Origin of the sequence: Streptomyces avidinii (assembly GCF_045161815.1) — a bacterium.
Lineage (GTDB): Bacteria > Actinomycetota > Actinomycetes > Streptomycetales > Streptomycetaceae > Streptomyces > Streptomyces avidinii.
Map to the genome: position 1 here is coordinate 2,479,819 of NZ_CP108863.1, position 19,514 is coordinate 2,499,332.

General features: G+C 71.3%; 14 protein-coding genes. 8 read left to right on the forward strand and 6 right to left on the reverse strand.

Translation table 11 applies throughout. The features are described 5' to 3' along the window. Positions 1-1,061: 1,061 nt before the first annotated feature. The 4 genes from OG373_RS10925 to meaB are packed head-to-tail and all read left to right on the forward strand — an operon-like array spanning position 1,062 to position 7,335. Positions 1,062-2,303, forward strand: a complete 1,242-nt coding sequence (locus tag OG373_RS10925; RefSeq protein ID WP_405444020.1) for an ROK family protein — start codon at positions 1,062-1,064, stop codon at positions 2,301-2,303. Further along, the gene (locus OG373_RS10930; RefSeq protein WP_405437812.1) at positions 2,287-4,152 is read left to right on the forward strand and encodes a methylmalonyl-CoA mutase family protein; all 1,866 of its coding nucleotides are present in this window, start codon (positions 2,287-2,289) and stop codon (positions 4,150-4,152) included. Before OG373_RS10925 ends, OG373_RS10930 begins: the two co-directional genes overlap by 17 nt. Next, positions 4,149-6,335, forward strand: coding sequence for a methylmalonyl-CoA mutase (gene scpA / locus OG373_RS10935; RefSeq protein WP_405437814.1), 2,187 nt, complete (start codon positions 4,149-4,151; stop codon positions 6,333-6,335). Before OG373_RS10930 ends, scpA begins: the two co-directional genes overlap by 4 nt. A gap of 10 nt (positions 6,336-6,345) precedes the next feature. Beyond that, entirely contained in the window at positions 6,346-7,335 is a 990-nt protein-coding gene (gene meaB / locus OG373_RS10940; protein WP_397730022.1) for a methylmalonyl Co-A mutase-associated GTPase MeaB, read from the forward strand. 43 nt (positions 7,336-7,378) lie between these two features. Here the strand turns inward: meaB and OG373_RS10945 are convergent, their stop codons facing one another. Together OG373_RS10945 and OG373_RS10950 are read right to left on the reverse strand one after the other, a co-directional pair. Further along, positions 7,379-8,497 (reverse strand): NACHT domain-containing protein, encoded by a 1,119-nt coding sequence (locus OG373_RS10945; RefSeq protein WP_405437816.1) that lies wholly within the window; start codon positions 8,495-8,497, stop codon positions 7,379-7,381. A gap of 66 nt (positions 8,498-8,563) precedes the next feature. Next, a complete protein-coding gene (locus OG373_RS10950; RefSeq protein WP_397730024.1) occupies positions 8,564-9,565 on the reverse strand; it encodes an asparaginase in 1,002 nt (333 codons plus the stop codon). A gap of 151 nt (positions 9,566-9,716) precedes the next feature. On the opposite strand from OG373_RS10950, the gene OG373_RS10955 reads away from it, so the two are divergent. Beyond that, a complete protein-coding gene (locus tag OG373_RS10955) occupies positions 9,717-10,172 on the forward strand; it encodes an Lrp/AsnC family transcriptional regulator (RefSeq protein ID WP_397730025.1) in 456 nt (151 codons plus the stop codon). A 122-nt stretch (positions 10,173-10,294) separates the two neighbouring features. Here OG373_RS10955 and OG373_RS10960 read toward each other — a convergent pair whose 3' ends face one another. Continuing rightward, positions 10,295-12,544: an MMPL family transporter gene (locus OG373_RS10960; protein WP_397730026.1), complete on the reverse strand. Its 2,250-nt coding sequence runs from the start codon at positions 12,542-12,544 to the stop codon at positions 10,295-10,297. Positions 12,545-13,010: 466 nt separating this feature from the next. Further along, positions 13,011-13,919: an acetylglutamate kinase gene (gene argB, locus OG373_RS10965; RefSeq protein WP_030386168.1), complete on the reverse strand. Its 909-nt coding sequence runs from the start codon at positions 13,917-13,919 to the stop codon at positions 13,011-13,013. Positions 13,920-14,338: 419 nt separating this feature from the next. Here argB and OG373_RS10970 point away from each other — a divergent pair, with 419 nt between their 5' ends. Further along, the gene (locus OG373_RS10970) at positions 14,339-14,575 is read left to right on the forward strand and encodes an MbtH family protein (RefSeq protein ID WP_397730028.1); all 237 of its coding nucleotides are present in this window, start codon (positions 14,339-14,341) and stop codon (positions 14,573-14,575) included. A gap of 109 nt (positions 14,576-14,684) precedes the next feature. Here the strand turns inward: OG373_RS10970 and OG373_RS10975 are convergent, their stop codons facing one another. Then, entirely contained in the window at positions 14,685-16,046 is a 1,362-nt protein-coding gene (locus OG373_RS10975; protein ID WP_405437819.1) for a lysine N(6)-hydroxylase/L-ornithine N(5)-oxygenase family protein, read from the reverse strand. Positions 16,047-16,280: 234 nt separating this feature from the next. On the opposite strand from OG373_RS10975, the gene OG373_RS10980 reads away from it, so the two are divergent. Next, positions 16,281-16,931: an FMN-binding negative transcriptional regulator gene (locus OG373_RS10980; protein ID WP_405444021.1), complete on the forward strand. Its 651-nt coding sequence runs from the start codon at positions 16,281-16,283 to the stop codon at positions 16,929-16,931. 87 nt (positions 16,932-17,018) lie between these two features. On the opposite strand, the gene OG373_RS10985 is transcribed toward OG373_RS10980, so the two are convergent. Next, positions 17,019-17,831, reverse strand: coding sequence for an LmbU family transcriptional regulator (locus OG373_RS10985; protein ID WP_405437821.1), 813 nt, complete (start codon positions 17,829-17,831; stop codon positions 17,019-17,021). A gap of 454 nt (positions 17,832-18,285) precedes the next feature. Between OG373_RS10985 and OG373_RS10990 the strand changes: the two genes are divergently transcribed. Next, entirely contained in the window at positions 18,286-19,476 is a 1,191-nt protein-coding gene (locus tag OG373_RS10990; protein WP_405437823.1) for a cytochrome P450, read from the forward strand. Positions 19,477-19,514: the final 38 nt, after the last annotated feature.

Below are 19,514 nucleotides of genomic sequence, written 5' to 3' on the forward strand. Positions count from 1 at the left end.
TGGAACGTCTCCCCACGAGAAGCCCCTGGGGACCGCCCCGCGGGTCACCCCCAGGGCGACTCCCCCACCGGGAAGCCCCGGAGGACACCCCGTGGAACGTCCTCCCACGAGAAGCCCCTGGGGACCGCCCCGCGGGTCACCCCCAGGGCGACTCCCCCACCGGGAAGCCCCGGAGGACACCCCGTGGAACGTCCTCCCACGGGAAGCCCCATGGGGACCGTCCCCGTGGATCACCCCCAGGACGGATCCCGGAGGGCAGGCCCCGGAGGACGTCTCCCGGAAGGTCCGCCCTGGGGTCGCCTCCGGACAACGCCCCCTCAGGGAGCGCCGGTGGGCACCTGTGGAACGTCGCCCCGGGGAGGCCCCGCGGGCGCTGTCCCGTGGATCACCCCTGGGGCGACGTCCCGTGGGGCACCCGGTGGGGCGGCCTGCCGGGATGGGCCCGGTGGGGGCTGACCCCTGGGTCACCCGTAGGACGACGCCGCCGATTCGGCGCCGAAGGCGGCGACCCCAGGGGTTTCCCGGCGGGACACCGCCCGAAGGCCTCCCCGTGAGGGGCGTCGTGAAAGGAGCAGTCGGAGGACAGCGTCCCCGGGCGATCCCCGCGGCCCTCCCGGACGGGTCGGGCACCGCCTCGAGGTGGCCCGGTCAGGCGTTCCGCCGGATCGGTGGGTCAGGGGTGGCCGGGGGCCGGACAGCGGCCCGGACACTCGCCCGGCTCGGTACAGAGGCCGGGGGTGTGGAGCCGCGGGGCGAGGTATGCGTTCGCGGACATGTCCCGGAGCGTGTCAGCGGCTCCGGCCCCCGGTCAACCCCCGTCCGCAGCCACCGAACGCTCCCGCACCCGGGCCTCCGGCCCACCCTGCACACCCCCTACGACCTGCACTTTCCCCCGTACCCCGAACCGCCCGCCACCCCCTTCCGGCGGCCGAAAACCGTGGCCGGATTTCATGCCCCCGCAACGCGGCCGCCACGCGTTCGCCGGGGTACGGGGCCGCCGGGGCCGACCCGGCATGATCGGGGGACACACACCCCACCCCCGAGGAGACCGCGTGACGCGTATGGCCGGCGACAGCCGGGCCTCCGCCAATGCCGCCACCGTGCTGCGGACGGTGCTCGACCACGGCCCGGTCGCCCGCAGCGGGATCGCCCCGCTGTCCGGGCTGAGCCCCGCCGCCGTGTCCCGCCAGACCACCGGGCTGCTCCGCGGCGGGCTGCTGCGCGAGCTGCCCGGGCCCGGTGGCGGCGTGGGGCGGCCGCGGATCCCGCTGGACCTGCACACCGGGGCCGTCGGCGGGCCGGTCGCCGCCGGTCTGCACATCGGGGTGCCGCATTCGACCTTCAGCCTCGTCGACCTGCGGGGGCAACTGCTGGCCCGCCGGGCCTTCCCGCACGAGGGGCGCCCCACGGCCGACCTCTCCCTCGCCATCACCGCCGAACTCCGCCGCTTCCTCGCCGCGTTCGACTCCGGGCGGCCGCTCCTCGGCGTCGGCGCCGCCCTGGGCGGCTGGGTCAGCCCGGACGACGGGATCGTCGTACGGCACCCCGCGCTGGGGTGGAGCCGCAAGCCGCTCGCCGCCGAGCTGTCGGCCGCGCTCGGGCTGCCGGTGCGGGTGGACAACCACGCCCGGGCCGTCGCGCGGGCGGAGATCCTCTTCGGCCGCCCCGCGGCCCGCCGGAGCCTCGTGCACCTGTTCATCGGCCGGGTCGTCGACGCCGCCTTCGGGATCGAGGGGACCGTGCACCAGGGTCCGGGCGCGGCCGCCGGCGACGTGGCCCATCTGCCGGTGCCGCGGTCGGACGTCCCGTGCGCGTGCGGGCGTACCGGCTGCCTGGAGGCGACCGCGTCCGACACGGCGCTCGGCGCCGAGGCCGTGCGCCGGGGCATCGTGCCGGACCCCTCGGTCAACCTGCTGGTGGACGCGGCCGCCACCGGTGACCCCCGCGCCGACCGGCTGCTGCGCGAGCGCGCCCGCGCGGTGGGCCGCGCGGCGGCTCTTCTGTTGGATGTCTTCAATCCGGCGGTCATGGTCGTGACCGAGCTGGCGAGCGTCCTGGACGAGGGATATCTGCAGGAGATCCGGGACGCCGCGACGGAGCTCTCGCACGTGTGCGACGATCCCGAGCGGATCGTCGTCCCGCACGCCGGTCCGGCCGTCCTTCCGGAGGCGGCGGCAACCGTGCTGCTCAGCCGGGTGTTCCAGGATCCCTTCGGCCTGGCCCGAGAGGGCGAGATCACACCCACCGGTATGGTGCCACCTGAGCGCCCTCCCCTACATTCGAGCCATGACGGTCCTGCCTGACGACGGGCTCTCCCTGGCCGCCGAGTTCCCTGACGCGACGCATGAGCAGTGGCAGCGCCTTGTAGAAGGCGTACTGCGAAAGTCGGGCAAGGAAGTCTCCGGCGAGGCCGCAGAAGACGCGTTGTCCACCCCTATCGAGGACGGGCTCACCACGCGCCCGCTGTACACCGCGCCGCCCGACGGGACGGCTCCCGACACCGGTTTCCCCGGCTTCGCCCCGTTCGTCCGCGGGGGCAGGCCGGAAGGCACCACCGCGAACGGCTGGGACGTGCGCCAGCGCCTCGCGGGCGCCGATCCGGTACGGCTGAACGAGGCGGCCCTCGCCGACCTGGAGAACGGGGTCACCTCCCTCTGGCTCACGGTGGGCCGGGGCGGTCTCCCGGTCGAGGGCCTCGCCCGGGCGCTGGACGGGGTCTACCTGGACCTCGCCCCCGTCGTCCTGGACGCCGGAGCGCAATACGCCGAGGCCGCGCGCGCGTTGCTGCGCCTGTTCACCGAGCGCGCGGTGGCCCCCGAGGCCGCTCGGGCCTCGCTGGGCGCCGACCCGCTGGGCCACGAGGCCCGCACGGGTGAGGCACTGGACTCGGCCGCCGCCGTCGAGCTGGCCCGGGAGGCCGCCGCCGACTGGCCCGGGGTGCGCGCCCTGACCGTCGACGCGCTGCCCTACCACGAGGCCGGCGGCAGCGCCGCCGAGGAGCTGGGCCTGTCCCTGGCCACCGGTGTCGCCTACCTGCGCGCGCTCACCGAGGCCGGGCTGAGCACCGCGGATGCGCTCGGGCAGCTGGAGTTCCGCTACGCCGCCACCGCGGACCAGTTCCTCACCATCGCCAAGCTGCGCGCCGCGCGCCGGCTGTGGGCCCGTATCGCCGAGGCCTCGGGGGCCCCGGAGGCGGGTGCCCAGCTCCAGCACGCGGTGACCTCGCCGGTGATGATGACCCGCCGCGACCCCTGGGTGAACATGCTGCGCACCACCGTGGCCTGCATGGCCGCGGGGGTGGGCGGCGCGGACTCGGTGACCGTGCTCCCCTTCGACAACGAGCTGGGTCTGCCGGACGCCTTCGCGCGCCGGATCTCCCGCAACACCTCCACCATCCTGCTGGAGGAGTCGCACCTGGCCCGGGTGATCGACCCGGCCGGCGGCTCGTACTACGTGGAGCGCCTCACCGACGAACTCGCCCACGCGGCCTGGGAGTTCTTCCAGACCCTGGAGAAGGCCGGCGGTCAGGCCGCCGCCCTGCGCTCCGGGCTGGTCGCCGAACGGCTCGCCGCCACCTGGGCCGAGCGTTCGAAGAAGCTGGCCAGGCGCCGCGAACCGATCACCGGTGTCAGCGAGTTCCCGCTGCTGTCGGAGAAGCCGGTGGTCCGCGATCCCGCGCCCGCCGGACCCACCGGCGGACTGCCGCGGGTGCGGCGCGACGAGGCGTACGAGGCACTGCGCGCCCGCAGCGACGCGCACCTGGCGGCGACCGGGGCCCGGCCGAGGATCTTCCTCGCCGCACTGGGCCCGGCGGCCGCGCACACCGCGCGCGCCACCTTCGCCTCGAACCTGTTCCAGGCGGGCGGCATCGAACCGGTGCACGATCCGGTGTCGGTGGATCCGGCGACGGCCGCCGAGGCCTACGCCGCGAGCGGAGCGGACGGCATGGCCGTGCTCTGCTCCAGCGACGCGCTGTACGAGGAGCAGGCCGCGGCGGTGTCCGGGGCGCTGCGCGCGGCGGGCGCCACGACCGTCTTCCTCGCCGGCCGGCCGGGCACCGCAGAGGCTTCCGTGGACGAGTACGTCTTCGCCGGCTGTGACGCCGTCGCCGTGCTGTCCTCCGTACTCGACCGGATGGGAGTGCCGTCTTGAGCATCCCCGATTTCTCCGAGCTGGCGCTCGACCCCACCGCCGTCGCAGGGGTGTCCGAGGAGCAGTGGCGCTCCGCGGTGAAGGAGTCCACCGGCACCGCGGCCGCCGACCTGCTGTGGGAGACCCCCGAGGGCATCGGCGTCAAGCCGCTGTACACCGGGCGGGACCTGGAGGGCCTGGACTTCCTGCGGACCTACCCGGGCGTGGCCCCGTACCTGCGCGGCCCGTACCCGACGATGTACGTCAACCAGCCCTGGACGATTCGGCAGTACGCCGGTTTCTCCACGGCCGAGGAGTCGAACGCCTTCTACCGGCGCAATCTGGCGTCCGGCCAGAAGGGCCTGTCGGTGGCCTTCGACCTGCCGACGCACCGCGGCTACGACAGCGACCACCCGCGCGTCACGGGCGACGTCGGCATGGCGGGCGTGGCGATCGACTCGATCTACGACATGCGGCAGCTGTTCGACGGGATCCCGCTGGACAAGATGTCGGTGTCGATGACGATGAACGGCGCGGTGCTGCCTGTCCTCGCGCTGTACATCGTGGCGGCGGAGGAGCAGGGCGTCTCCCCCGACAAGCTCGCCGGGACCATCCAGAACGACATCCTCAAGGAGTTCATGGTCCGCAACACCTACATCTACCCGCCCAAGCCCTCGATGCGGATCATCTCCGACATCTTCTCCTTCACCTCGCAGAAGATGCCGCGGTACAACTCGATCTCCATCTCCGGCTACCACATCCAGGAGGCCGGGGCCACGGCCGACCTGGAGCTGGCGTACACCCTCGCCGACGGCGTGGAGTACCTGCGGGCCGGGCAGGCCGTCGGGCTGGACGTGGACGCGTTCGCGCCGCGCCTGTCGTTCTTCTGGGCGATCGGCATGAACTTCTTCATGGAGGTCGCCAAGCTGCGCGCGGCCCGCCTGCTGTGGGCGCGGCTGGTCAAGCAGTTCGACCCGAAGAACGCCAAGTCGCTGTCGCTGCGCACGCATTCGCAGACCTCGGGCTGGTCGCTGACCGCTCAGGACGTCTTCAACAACGTGACGCGCACCTGTATCGAGGCGATGGCCGCGACCCAGGGCCACACCCAGTCGCTGCACACCAACGCCCTCGACGAGGCCCTCGCGCTGCCGACGGACTTCTCCGCGCGCATCGCCCGCAACACCCAGCTGCTGCTCCAGCAGGAGTCGGGGACCTGCCGGTCGATCGACCCGTGGGGCGGCAGCGCGTACGTCGAGAAGCTGACGTACGACCTGGCGCGCCGTGCCTGGCAGCACATCGAGGAGGTCGAGGCGGCCGGCGGCATGGCGCAGGCCATCGACGCGGGCATCCCGAAGCTGCGGGTGGAGGAGGCCGCGGCCCGGACGCAGGCGCGGATCGACTCGGGCCGGCAGCCGGTGATCGGCGTCAACAAGTACCGCGTGGCCAGCGACGAGGCGATCGACGTCCTCAAGGTCGACAACTCCTCGGTGCGCAGCCAGCAGATCGCCAAGTTGCGGCGGCTGCGCGAGGAGCGCGACGAGGCGGTCACCCAGGACACCCTGCGGGCGCTGACGAACGCGGCCGAGCGCGGCGACGGCAACCTGCTGGCCCTGGCGGTGGACGCGGCGCGCGCCAAGGCCACCGTCGGTGAGATCTCGGACGCACTGGAGAAGGTGTACGGACGGCACGCGAGCCAGATCCGTACGATCGCGGGCGTGTACCGCAACGAAGCAGGCGAGTCCCCGTCCGTGGAGCGCACCCGTGCGCTGGTCGACCGGTTCGAGGAGGCGGAGGGTCGCCGTCCGCGCATCCTGGTCGCCAAGATGGGGCAGGACGGTCACGACCGCGGCCAGAAGGTGATCGCGACCGCCTTCGCCGACCTGGGCTTCGACGTGGACGTCGGCCCGCTGTTCCAGACCCCGGCGGAGGTGGCCCGGCAGGCCGTCGAGGCGGACGTCCACGTCGTGGGCGTCTCGTCGCTGGCGGCCGGCCACCTGACCCTCGTACCGGCGCTGCGCGAGCAGCTGGCGGAGGAGGGCCGCGAGGACATCATGATCGTCGTGGGTGGGGTGATCCCGCCCGCCGATGTCCCGACGCTGCTGGAGATGGGCGCGACGGCGGTCTTCCCGCCGGGCACGGTGATCCCGGACGCGGCCCACGACCTGGTGACGCGGCTGGCCGCGGACCTGGGCCACGAGCTGTAGGCGGCCGCCGGTGCCGAAGATCGACATCGAGGCCTACGCGAAGGGGGTGCTCGACGGGAAGCGCGCGTTCATCGCGCGCGCGATCACTCTCGTCGAGTCGACCCTGCCCGCTCACCGGGTGCTGGCGCAGGGCCTGTTGACGGAGCTGCTGCCGCACGCGGGCCGGGCCCGCCGGATCGGCATCAGCGGTGTGCCGGGGGTGGGCAAGTCCACCTTCATCGATGCCTTCGGCACGATGCTGACGGGGCTCGGCCACCGGGTGGCGGTGCTCGCGGTGGACCCCTCGTCGACGCGCACGGGCGGCTCCATCCTGGGTGACAAGACCCGGATGGAGCGGCTGTCGGTGGACCCGGCGGCGTTCGTGCGGCCGTCGCCCTCGGCGGGCACGCTGGGCGGGGTCGCCAAGGCCACCCGAGAGTCGATGATCGTGATGGAGGCGGCGGGCTACGACGTGGTCCTCGTCGAAACGGTCGGCGTGGGCCAGTCGGAGACCACGGTGGCGGGGATGGTCGATTCCTTCCTGCTGCTCTCCCTGGCCCGTACGGGCGACCAGTTGCAGGGCATCAAGAAGGGCGTCCTGGAGCTGGCGGACGTCCTGGCGGTGAACAAGGCGGACGGCCCGCACGAGCGCGACGCGAAGGCCGCGGCCCGGGAACTCTCGGGCGCGCTGCGGCTGATGCACCCGGTGGACGCGGCCTGGACCCCGCCGGTGCTGACGTGCAGCGCGCGGGAGTCGACCGGGCTGGACGAGGTGTGGAACCGCCTCGAGCAGCACCGGACCCTGCTGGACGCGGGGGGCCGGCTGGCGGCGAAGCGGGCGGCGCAGCAGGTGGAGTGGACCTGGTCGATGGTCCGCGACGAACTGCTGGAACGCCTGCGGGCGGACCCGGCGGTACGGGAGCTGGCGCCGGGCCTGGAGTCCGCGGTCCGGGCGGGCACGGTCACCCCGACGTCGGCGGCGGACCGCATCCTGGCGGCCTTCGGAAACCCGGGGATCTGAGGACGGACGGCGGACCGGGCGACGCCCTCCGGGCGCCGCCCGGTCATTTGCAGCGCAGCCGTACGGACGGAGACAGCAGCTCGGCGAAGTCCGCGGGAGCGGGCAGCCGTTCACCGTGGCGGGTGAGGGTGCGCAGGGGCAGGACGAAGGGAATGCGGTCGTAGAGGTAGTCCATCTGCGTCGGGAGGTCCTGGCGGGCGGCGGTGACGGCCAGCCACTGCACCAAGGTGGACTTGCCCGACCCGGCTTCGCCCCGGAGCAGGACCCGGGGGCTGTCGGCCAGAGCCTGATCGGCGGGTGCCGGCGCCGACAACCGGCTGATCCCGTGCTCGAAGAAGAAGGCGGCCACGTTCTGACGGACCACCTCGCTCTCCGCGTCCTGTGTACCGTCCCGGCGGTCCCGGTCCCGGTCCCGGTCCCGGTCCTGCCAGTCCGGGGGTCCCTGCGCAGGCGGGACGGATGTCGCCTCCAGGCTCAGGTACGCCGCGTCCAGCGGCCACCGGGTCGGGGAGTTGCTGAGGTCGATGCCGTAGATGGTCAGCTTGCCGTGCTTCTTCTCCACGTACGGCAGGTACAGCTGCTCGAACGCGGCGTCCTCGGCGCCGGGCAGCGGATCGCGGCGGATCAGTTCGTCGACCTTGGCCGTCAGCTCGGCGATCCCGCGGGTCTGTTCCACCATGGCGTGGGCCACGAACGTCGAGCGCTGCGTGAAGAACTGCAGGATGTGCAGGCAGGCGGCGTCGACGAGCCGCTCGTGGAAGTACGTGGCGTCGGCGCTGAGTTCACGCTCCGGGCGGCCGCTCACGGCGCGCAGCTCCCGGGCGAAGGCCGCGGAACCGAGCCGGACGGCATCCAGGTCGGTCATCGTCAGGTCGCCGAGACCCCGCAGGGTCTGCGCGAGGGCGTCGGTGACGGCCTGCTGTTCGTCCGCGGGGATCGGGCGCTCGCCCGTGCGCAGTGCCTGTTTCACCAGCTTGGCGGCGAGCGTGCGGAGGTCGGCTTCCGTGAGCGTGCGCTTCTCGCCCGTGAAGGACACGTAGCCGGAGAGGCGGATCGGTTTGTCGACGAGGCCCGCCCCGCCGCCCTCGGTGACGAACAGTTTCTTGACGAGGGGCCCGATGGCCGCCGAGGCCAGCCGGACGCCGATGGTCCCGGGCTCCATGCAACCCCCCGCAGCGTAGCGACCGTTACCCGAATCGTAGCGGCCGCACACGCTGCCCCGGAGGGGTTATGCCCCGACGAGCACCGGGCCGTCCGCGCCCAGCGCCTCGCGCAGGATGCGGGTCTGTTCGACCTTGTTGTCCGTGGCGAGCAGCGCGGAAAGGACGGCGATACGGGCCTGGCCGGCGCGCAGGGTGCCGGTCGGGACGGCTCCGGCGGCCACGAGGTCCACCGCGCCGCCGTGGGTGTAGATCTCGGTGACCGGTCCGGCCATGACCCGGGTGGTCAGGGCGACCAGCACCCCGCGGCCGACGGCGGCCCGGACGGCGTCGACGATCTCCGGGGTGGCATTGCCCGCGCCGGTCCCTACGAGGACGACGCCGCGCGCGCCGGCCTCGACGGCGGCGTTCAGCAGGACCGGGTCGCCGTCGGCGTGGTGGACGACCACGTCCACGCGCGGCGGGATCTCCGGCATCGCGGGCAGCGGGAGCGGCGCCGGGCGCTGCGGGGTGCGCAGGACGGTGACCTTGCCGAAGCCGATCTTCCCGAAGAGTTCCTTCGAGGGGTCGGCGAACGCGTCCAGTTCCACGGCCTGCGTCTTCACGGTGCCGCGGGCGGCGTGCACCCGTCCGGCGAAGGCGATCAGTACGCCGAGCCCGCGCGTGTTCGCGGCGGTGAGCAGGGCGTCGTAGAGGTTCCCCGGGCCGTCCCCGTCGGCGGTGCCCATGGGGCGCTGCGAGCCGGTGAAGACCACGGAGCGCGGGTCGTGGTGGTGGAGGTCGAGGAGGAAGGCCGACTCCTCCAGGGTGTCGGTGCCGTGCGTGACGACGATGCCGTCCACGCCGGGGTCGGCGAGGACCTCGTGCACGGTGCGCAGCAGGGTGAGCTGGTGTGCGGTGGTCAGTCGCGGGCTGTTCACGCTGAACAGGTCGACCAGTTCGACGCTGACGCCCTCGGGGAGCGGTGCGGTGGCGATCACCTCGTTCCCGTCGGCGTCGGCCGCGAAGCCGGAACCCTGCCAGCGGCTGGCTATCGTCCCGCCGGTGCTGATGACGACGATCCGTCCCATTGGCCGTGGCCGCCCTTCACTCGTGTCACTCGTGTCACTCGTACGTCACTCGTACATATGTGCTCAAAGCAGCAATGATAGAGCGATCCGGGCGCAATGTGATTGCGTATTCCACCAGGGCTGTTCACATTCGCCGAGTGATAATTGCGCCATGGACGCCATTGATCGAGATATCTTGCGCGAGCTTCAGGCCGACGGCCGCCTGAGCAACCAGGAGCTCGCCCAGCGGGTGGGACTGACCCCCTCCCCCTGTATGCGCCGGGTGCGGCAGCTGGAGCAGGACGGGGTGATCCAGGGCTACCGGGCCGTGATCTCCCCCGAGGCGGTCGAGCGGGGGTTCGAGGTGCTCGTCTCGGTCGAGGTGCGGCGCGACCGGGAGGCGGTCGAGGCCTTCGAGGCCGCCCTCCAGGACATCCCGGACGTCATCGAGGCCTACCGCCTCTTCGGGAGCCCGGGCTGCCTGCTGCGGATCGCCGTCGCCGATCTGCGCGCGTACGAGCGCCTGTGGATCGAGAAGCTGACGGCCCTCACCGGCATCACCGAGGTCAACTCGCAGATCATCATGAAGCGCATCAAGGAACCGAAGGGCCTGCCCGTCGACCGCTGACCCGCGCGAGCGGAGCGGGCCGGTGGCCGGTCCCGGCGGCGCGGTAGAGCCCTGACAGCCGAAAGGCCCGTACACCGGCGGCTCGTGGCCGCCGGCGTACGGGCTGTGCGCCCGGTGGGTCGTCAGCCCGGGATGTGGGCCTCCTGCTCCTGGCGCCGCTGGGTGGGCAGGACCGGGGTACCGTCCGTGCGGCCGAGCTTCTCGCCCTCGACGTCCATGTTCGGCAGCAGTCGGTCGAGCCAGCGGGGCAGCCACCAGGCCGACCGGCCGAGCAGGGCGAACAGCGCGGGCACCAGGGCCATGCGGACGACGAAGGCGTCGAACAGGACGGCGATCGCGAGGCTGAAGCCGACCATCTTGACGAAGACGTTCACCTCCATGATGAAGCCGGAGAAGACGCTGACCATGATGATCGCGGCGGCGCCGACCACCCGTCCGCCGTAGCGGAATCCGGTGACCACCGCTTCGTCGGGCCGAGCGCCGTGGACGTAGGCCTCCCGCATCCGGGTCACGAGGAAGACCTCGTAGTCCATGGCGAGACCGAAGACCACACCGATCATGAAGATCGGCAGGGTGCTCATGATCGGGCCGGGCTGGTCGATGCCGAAGACGTCCGCGAGCCAGCCCCACTGGAAGACGGCCACGACCGCGCCGAGGGCCGCGCTGACGGAGAGCAGGAAGCCGAGGGCCGCCTTGAGCGGGACGAGCAGCGAGCGGAAGACGAGCACCAGCAGGACGAAGGCGAGACCGACCACCAGGCCCAGGTACGGCAGCATCGCGTCGTCGAGGGTCTGGGAGAAGTCGATGAACAGGGCCGTCTGACCGGTCACCAGGATCTCGGCGCCGTTGTCGGCCCCGAGACCGCCGGTGACGCCCCGGATCTTGCCGACCAGTTCCTCGGTCTCGTGCTCGGCGGGGCCGGTCTTCGGGATGAGGGTGAGGACCGCGGTGTCGCCCTTGTCGTTCGGCGTGGCGGGGGTCACCGCGGCGACACCCTCGACCTTGCCGAGCTCCTTGCCCACGTTGGCGGCGGCGGTCGCCGCGTCCTTGGCCTGGACGGTGACCATCAGCGGCCCGTTGAAGCCCGCCCCGAAGGACTCGGACAGCATGTCGTACGCCTTGCGCTGCGTGGTGTCCGGAGCCATGGTGCCCTCGCCCGGCAGGCCGAGCTGGAGGGAGGCGGCGGGCACCGCGACGACACCGAGGCCGACGACGCCCAGCAGCAGGACGGCAAGGGGACGGCGGACGACGAAGGTCGCCCAACGGGTGCCCAGGTTCGGCTTCTGGCGCGCGGCCCGCTTGTCGGCCTTGCGCTGCTGACGATCGGTGAGCGGCTTGCCGTAGTACTTCTTGCGCTCCCTGCGGGGCATGACCTTGATCGGCGCGAAGCCGAGGAGGGCCGGGACGAGGGTGATCGCGATGAGGACCGAGACCGCGACCGTGCCCGCTGCGGCGAGACCCATCTTGGTGAGCATCGGGATGTTCACCACGCTGAGGCCCGCGAGGGCGACGATGACGGTGAGACCGGCGAAGACGACGGCGGAGCCGGCCGTGCCGACGGCCCGTCCCGCGGCGTCCTGACGCTCCCGTCCCTCGGCCAGTTCGGAGCGGTAGCGGGAGACGATGAACAGGGCGTAGTCGATACCGACGGCGAGGCCGATCATCAGCGCGAGGGTGGAGGTCGTGCTGGAGAGGCCGAGGGTGCTGCCGAGTGCGGTGATCGCCGCGCCGCCGATGGCGACGCCCATGATGGCGGTCAGCAGGGGCATGCCCGCGGCGATCATCGAGCCGAAGGTGAGGACCAGGACGATGGCGGAGACGAGGATGCCGATGCCTTCGGCACCGCCGCCGGGCGCTCCGTCCACCTTGACGGCGTCACCGCCGGCCTCGACGACCAGCCCGGTGCTCCGGGCGTCCTCGAGCACCTTGTCGAGGCCCTTGTGCGCCTCGTCGGTCACCTTGAGGGCGGACACCTTGTAAGTGGCCGCGGCGTACGCCGTGGTGCCGTCCTGGCTGAGGGCGTTGGTCTTGAAGGGGTCGGAGGCGGAAACGACGTCCGGCGCCTTGGCGAGCGCGCCGACGAGGGCTTCGACCTTGGCCTTCTCGGCGGGATCGGAGAGCTTCGCGCCGGCCGGTGCCCGGACGACCACGCGGGCGGTCGCGCCGTCCACGCTCATGGCCGGGAACTTCTCTTTCAGCAGGTCGAAGGCCTTCTGCGACTCCGTGCCCGGCATCGAAAACGTGTCGGTGGGCGGAGGCGGAGCGGCGGAGGCGGCGAAACCGACCCCGACGAGGACGGCGAGCCACAGCAGTGACACCAGGCCTCGTCGCCGGAAGGCGAGACGCCCCACTTTGTAAAGGAAGGTGGCCATAGCGAAAGAACTCCTGTGTGAATCGGTACAGAACGAGCGGGTGATTCGGGTCAGAGCAGTCGGTCAGGACGACCGGCGGCCGACAGTGGGGACGGCAGGGACGGTGGGCGTCTCGCCCCCGGCGGTGCGGACGGCGCCGCCGAGGTCGTGACGCCATCATGGCACACACATGGCGCCACTGTCGTGCCAGAAGTGCGCCAGTGCGTCGAGTCGGCCGAAAAGCGCCTCCCGCCGGACGCACCGCGGGGCATCCCGACGGGGGTGCGGGCGACCGGCCGACCGGGGCGCCCACCACGGGAAACGGCCCGGAAATCCTTTGCAGACAAGGGGCCGTACGGGATTCCGGAGGTCGCTTCCGGCGGTCTCGGCACCTCACCGGATCCCGCCACCGCACCGGAGCCACTCCGGCACCCATGGCGCCACCATGGCACCAGTTGGGTTAAGCAGCCGCTCCCGGCCGACCCGCTCACGCGAGCACCTCCGCCTCGTCGAGGTCCGGCACGATCACCGTGCCGACGCCTTCGTCGGTGAACATCTCCAGGAGGATCGCGTGCGGCACCCGCCCGTCGATCACCCGCGCCGTACCGACGCCGCCCCGCACCGCGTGCAGGCAGCCGGTCATCTTGGGAACCATCCCGTCGGCCAGCTCCGGCAGCAGCTTCTCCAGCTCACGGGCCGTGAGCCGGCCGATGACCTCGTCGCTCAGCGGCCAGCCCGCGTACAGGCCCTCGACGTCGGTGAGCATGACCAGCGCCTGGGCCTGCAGGGCGGTGGCAAGCGCCGCGGCCGCGGTGTCGGCGTTGACGTTGTAGACGTGCCCGTCCTCGGCGCTGCGGGCGATGGAGGAGACCACCGGAATGCGGCCGTCCGCAAGCAGCCCCTCGATGGCGCCGGTGTTCACCCGGGTGATGTCGCCGACCCTGCCGATGTCCACCGGTTCACCGTCGATCCACGGCACGTGGCGGACCGCGGTCAGGGTGTCGGCGTCCTCGCCGGTCATACCGACGGCGAGCGGGCCGTACGCGTTGATCAGCCCGACCAGTTCGCGCTGCACCTGCCCGGCCAGCACCATCCGGACCACGTCCATCGCGCGGGACGACGTGACCCGCAGGCCCGCCTTGAACTCGCTGGCCAGACCGCGCCGTTCCAGCTCGGCACCGATCTGCGGGCCGCCGCCGTGGACGACCACGGGCTTCAGCCCGGCGTAGCGCAGGAAGACCACGTCGCGGGCGAAGGCGGCCGTCAACTGGTCGTCGACCATGGCGTGTCCGCCCAGCTTGATGACGACGGTCCGGTCCTGGTGGCGGGTCAGCCACGGCAGCGCGTCGCCGAGGGACTGCGCCTTGGCCATCGCGGGATGCTGACGGGTCGTCATGAGAACCTCGCGCGCAGGGTGAAGAGAACGCCGGCCGCGCTGGTGACGCTCATCGGCACAACTCCTTCTGTGGAGGACTCCGGACTCCCCGGGGACGTCAATGGGCCGCGGAACGAGGCCGCGGTCGCCCGTTCAGCATCGCGCGCGGGAAGCCGGGACCGGAAGCCCATTCCTGCGAACTCGGTGCAGAACGCAGGAGATTCGGGGCAGTGTGTTACCGCTGTCCCGTCAACAGGACGGCGGGGGAAGGCACATCGGCGTCCGGTGGAGCACGTCATCCGCACACCGGTCTCCACGGGGCGCCCGAAAGATGCCATGATCGGGCACGGCGGTCTCGCCAACTCCATCCCCACTAATGGATGACGATCCGATTCCCGTCCGGAAATCGGATCGTGAACGGCTTGAATTGGAGTGGATTCATGAGCAGCAACCCGTTCGACGACGCTGACGGCCGGTTCTACGTCTTGGTGAACGACGAGGAACAGCACTCGCTGTGGCCGTCCTTCGCCGAGATTCCCGCCGGCTGGCGCATCGTATTCGGCGAGGAAAGCCGCCAGCAGTGCCTGGAACACGTCGAGGCCAACTGGACCGACCTGCGACCGAAGAGCCTGCGCGACGCGATGGCCGCGGACCCGGTTGCCGCCGGCGCCGCGTGAGGTGAATGCGGCATTCCGCGGAATGACCGAAGAAGGCCGAAGGGTGGGCCCCGGTGCTGTTCGTCCAGCACCGGGGCCCACCCTTCGGCCGTGACCGGGGGAAGCCGGGTCAGGCCCGGCCGGCGGTGGCTCCCGCGACCTCCACGGTCCGCGCCCCGCCGAGCTCCCGCTCGGCCCGTCGCAGCACGATGGAGTCGGCGATCTCGCCGCTGCGGACGGCGATGTTCGACAGCAGGGACGAGGACAGGCCGTGGGTGTGCTCGGTGCCTCCCTGGAGGTAGATGCCGCAGGACAGCCCGGACGCGCTGACCAGCCGGTAGTCGCGCTCCACCCGGGGCCGGCCGGTTTCGTCGCGCAGGAACTCCCGGTCGAAGTCGCCGAGCAGACGCGCCGGGTCCATCCCCTCGTAGCCGGTGGCGAAGACGAGCGCGTCGACGTCGAGCTCCTGCGGCTCGCTGTCGAGCATCGCGCCCAGGGTCAGCCGCGTCTCGTTGCCCGTCCGGGCGACGCCGGCCACCCGGGTGAGGTTGAGGAAGTGCAGCCGCTTGGTCCCCCGCACCTCGTCGTCGTACGAGCGCTGGTGCAGGTCACGGATCACCTCGTCGTCGACCACCGAGTAGTTGGTGTTCCGGTGGTAGTGCCAGAACGCCTCCCGCGCCTGGTCGGTGCCGAAGTAGTACTCGTCCACGGCGGCCGGGTCGAACACCTGGTTGGCGAAGGGGGTGTCGTCGGCGACGGAGTACCCGTAGGACGGGAGGATCGCCGAGACCCGCGCGTGCGGAAGCATGTCGTACAGGAACCGGGTGATCTCGGCCGCGCTCTGGCCGGCCCCGACCACCGCCACGCTCTTGAGCTCGTTCGGGTCCAGGCCGCGGAACCGCTCCAGGAATTCGGAGCTGTGCCACACCCGCTCGTCGCGGGCCACGCCCGTCGGCATGCGCGGTACGAGTCCCGTCGAGACGGCCACGTTGCGCGCCTTGACCCGGCGTACACCGCCCGAGGCCTCACGGACATCGAGCTGCAGGCACTCGGTGGCTCCGGGTCCGGCTTCCTCCGAGAGCCGGATGGCGGTGACCTCGGATCCGTAGGAGACCTGGTCACCCAGGCTCGACGCCGCCCATTCCAGGTACTGGTGGAATTCCTGACGCGTCGGAAAGAAGTCCTGGTTGTTGACGAACTGCACCAGTCGGCCCGCTGCGTGCAGATACGATACGAAACTGAACCGGGACACCGGATTGCGGAACGTGGCCAGGTCCTTCAGGAACGAAATCTGCATGGTCGTCGACGGCAGCAGCATGTTGCGGTGCCAGCCGAACGAGGCCTGACGTTCGAAGAACGCGGCCTTGACCGGGCGCTCCGGAACATTGGCCCGGTGCTCTTCCAGTGCGATCGCGAGCGACAGGTTGGACGGGCCGAAGCCGATGCCGACCACGTCGTATATCTCGTGCTCATGCGTACCCGTTGTACCCATAGACAATTCTCCCGCTAGCGTCTTGGAATCTCGACCGGTGATCCGGGAGACCTTTATTCAGTATTGCGCCGCAGAACGTCCCGGCGCCAACCTGAAGACGTCAGGAAGGCAATCCGAGAGACCTTTGTGCGGACCGATTACCGAATACCGATGTCCGGCCGACGGGACAGCGGTACGGTCGGCCGGGATTTCTATGTCTTCGCGCTCCGCGCCGACCGAAAGGGTGAATTCCGGATGTTCGTCCCCAGCAATTACCGCGAACCGGACAGTTCGTGGATGACCGATCTGATACGAGACAATCCACTGGCCCTGGCGGTTATCAACGGGACCGTGGAGGAAGGCCCGTTCGCGACCCATCTGCCGGTCATCGCGGACCCGCAGGCCCCTGAGGAATGGGCGCCCGACCTGTCCGGCGGAAAACTGCTCGGCCATATGAACAGGGCCAATCCGCACTGGGCCGCGATCGAGAACGGCAGCGTCATCCTGCTGACCTTCACCGGCCCGCATTCCTATGTCTCGCCGACGGTGTACAAGAAGTCGCCGGCCGCGCCGACATGGAATTTCACCTCCGTGCACGTGCGCGGAGTGGTGGAGAAGATCGACTCGATCGAGGAGACGATGGGCGTGGTGCAGGCCACCGTCGCGGCCTTCGAGGGCTCCAAGTTCGGCACCGGCTGGGACATGAGCGAGTCGATCGGCTACTTCCGCCGCATCGTGCCCGCCGTCGGCGCCTTCCGGGTCACCGTGTCCGGAGCCGAGGGCATGTTCAAGCTCAGCCAGGAACAGCCCGACGAGGTCCGTGGCCGCGTACTGGACTCGTTCACCGGGAGCGGGTGCACCCGGCAGCGCGACACGGCCGACCTCATGCGTCAGCTGCCCGTCTGATCCGCCGGACGGCAAGTGGCGCCCGACGGCCTTCAGGGCCCCCACTCCGGAGGGAGTGCGGGCCCTGGACCTCCGGGGGCCGCGGGGTCAGGCCTCGATGGCCAGTCGCCGCACGGCGCCGGCCGGCTGCTGCAGCCCTTTGATCCCCTCCTCTTCCCCCGCGGCCTGCACTTCCACCACGCGCTCTTCCTGTGCCGCAGCCTCCGGAGCGTCCGGGTCCTCCAGCTCCCCGAGCCGCTCCAGCTCCGCCAGGGCCTGCTTGGCCGCGCTGTCCAGGGTCACCAGCACCCAGCGCTCGAAGTCGACCCCGGCCCGTTCCGCCGCCTTGTGCCACCACTGGAGCCGGCTGCCCGGCACCTCCAGCCGACGCGTCGGCTCGGCGGGCAGTCTGACCTGCGCCTCGTCCTCGCGCGCGGCGCGGATGGCACTGCGCAACTGCTTGGTGGTCCACTTCCGCTGCTCGGCGCGGTCCAGCCACGATTCCTGCTCGTCGTGCGGCAGGGAGGCCAGCTCGGCGTGGTGCTGGAAGCTGAGGGCACCCCGCCGACGGCTGAAGTCGAACCGCCGGGAGACCCAGGCGTAGTTGCGCAGGGTCTGGTACTGGAGTCCGGCGGCGCGGATCCCGCGCTGGTAACGGTCGGTGTAGTGGTCCTTCCCGTACACGAGCCAGTCGCCGAGCCACCAGGAGGAGGAATCGACGATTCCGGAAAGCTGGCGACCGGCCTTCTCCCAGTCGTCGAAGGACATCCCGGCGGGCATCTGCAGACCCACCTTCGTGGTCAGCACCTGCCCGCGGCGCGGATCCTCGCCCATGGGCCTGCGCTGCCGGGGCGCCAGATCGGGGCCCGTACGGATCTGCCCGATTCTCGATCCCTCGATGTCGCCGGCCTGAATCGCCATCGTGCCTCCACGTGAAGGGGTCCACAGAACAGGTGTGGAGGCTCGCAGCCCGTGCTAAAGGCAGGCCAAAGCGGCCCGGGCGGGGCGGGCGGCGGCGGGCGGCGCCGCGTCGGCGCACGGGCCGCCGTCCCGTCGACGGGACACCTCCGGAGAGCTCGTCGAACAACTGAACAGCCACCGACCGTTGTCGGTGCCTTTCTGTTCTCCGCCTCCCGGGCGGGAGGTATGTTCATTCTCGGCCAGAGTTTCTTCGCTGCGGCACATCAGAATTCTCGAATCGCCGCCGACTCGGCTTGTTCACAAGGCAGTCAGAGGTAAAGCGGGGGCACCGCTCCTTTTCTGTTTCCCGCACAACCGCAGCACGCCACCTCTCCATTCGGCTGATTCGGTCATCGATTCCGCTCGGACGGGAGGTCCGGAAATCTGACCGCCGAACACAACGGGGAGGACACGCATGAAGCACCGCAGCGCCGGCCCGCTGGGCCCGCTTCCGGCATTCCTTGGGCAGTACGTGGCCGCGGAGGGGCACGTTCCGGACGGCATCGACGTCGTTCCGTTCTTCACGCCCGCCGGCGACAAGATGTGGCTGGTGTGCGACTACGCGCTGGCGCGCCGGGTCCTGACCGACAAGAGGTTCAGCCGGGCCGAGGCCGTCACCGCGCACGCCCCGAAGCTCAACGACGCCCAGCCCGTGCCGAATTCCATGATGAGCATGGACGGGGCCGAGCACTCGCGGCTGCGACGCGTCGTGACGAAGGCGTTCACCACCGGCAGGGCCACGGCGATGGCACCGGCCATCGAGCGGCTCGCCGACCGGCACCTGGACGCGATGGCAGCGTCGGGACCGGGCACCGACCTGATCGAGGGACTCGCCGCACCGCTGCCGCTGGCCGTCCTGTGCTCGCTGCTGGGCGTCCCGCCCGAGGACGGCACCCGGTTCCGCGACTGGGTCGAGGTGCTCTTCGACATCTCCGCCAGCACCCCGCAGGAGAAGGCCCGCCGCCGCCTCGAACTCATCGACTACATGGCCGACCTGATCGACACGAAGCGGCGGCGGCCCGAGGACGACCTGCTCACCTCCATGATCGGGGCGCACGAGCAGGGCGAGCTGTCCATGGGCGAACTGCTCACCATGGGGCTCACCCTGCTGATGGCCGGCTACGAGACCGTCGTCGGGCAGCTCGGCCTGTCGGTGCACGCCCTGCTCTCCGACCCCGCCGGGTACGCGGATCTGCGCGACCGGCCCGAGGAGCTGGCCCCGACGGTCGAGGAGCTGCTGCGGCTGACCCCCTCCACCCCCATCAGCTTCCCGCGCGTCGCGGTGGAGCCGGTGCCGCTCGGCAGCGTCACGGTCCAGGCCGGGGAGGGCGTGATCGTCTCGCTGCTGCACGGGAACCGGGACGGCAGGACGTTCACGGAACCGGAGGGACTGGACCCGCAGGGACACGACGCCGCGCACCTGACGTTCGGGCACGGGGTGCACCGCTGTCTCGGCGCGCCGCTGGCCCGCCTCCAGGTGCGGATCGTGCTGGAGCGCCTGGTAGGGCGGTTCCCGACGCTGCGGCTGGCCTCCGGCCCCGAGGCCGTGGTCTGGAAGGACGGCCTCGGTACGCGCGGGCTGTCCCGGCTGCTGGTGGAGTGGTAGCGGCTCCGCGCAGGCCGGTCGTACAGGCGGGTCGCCTC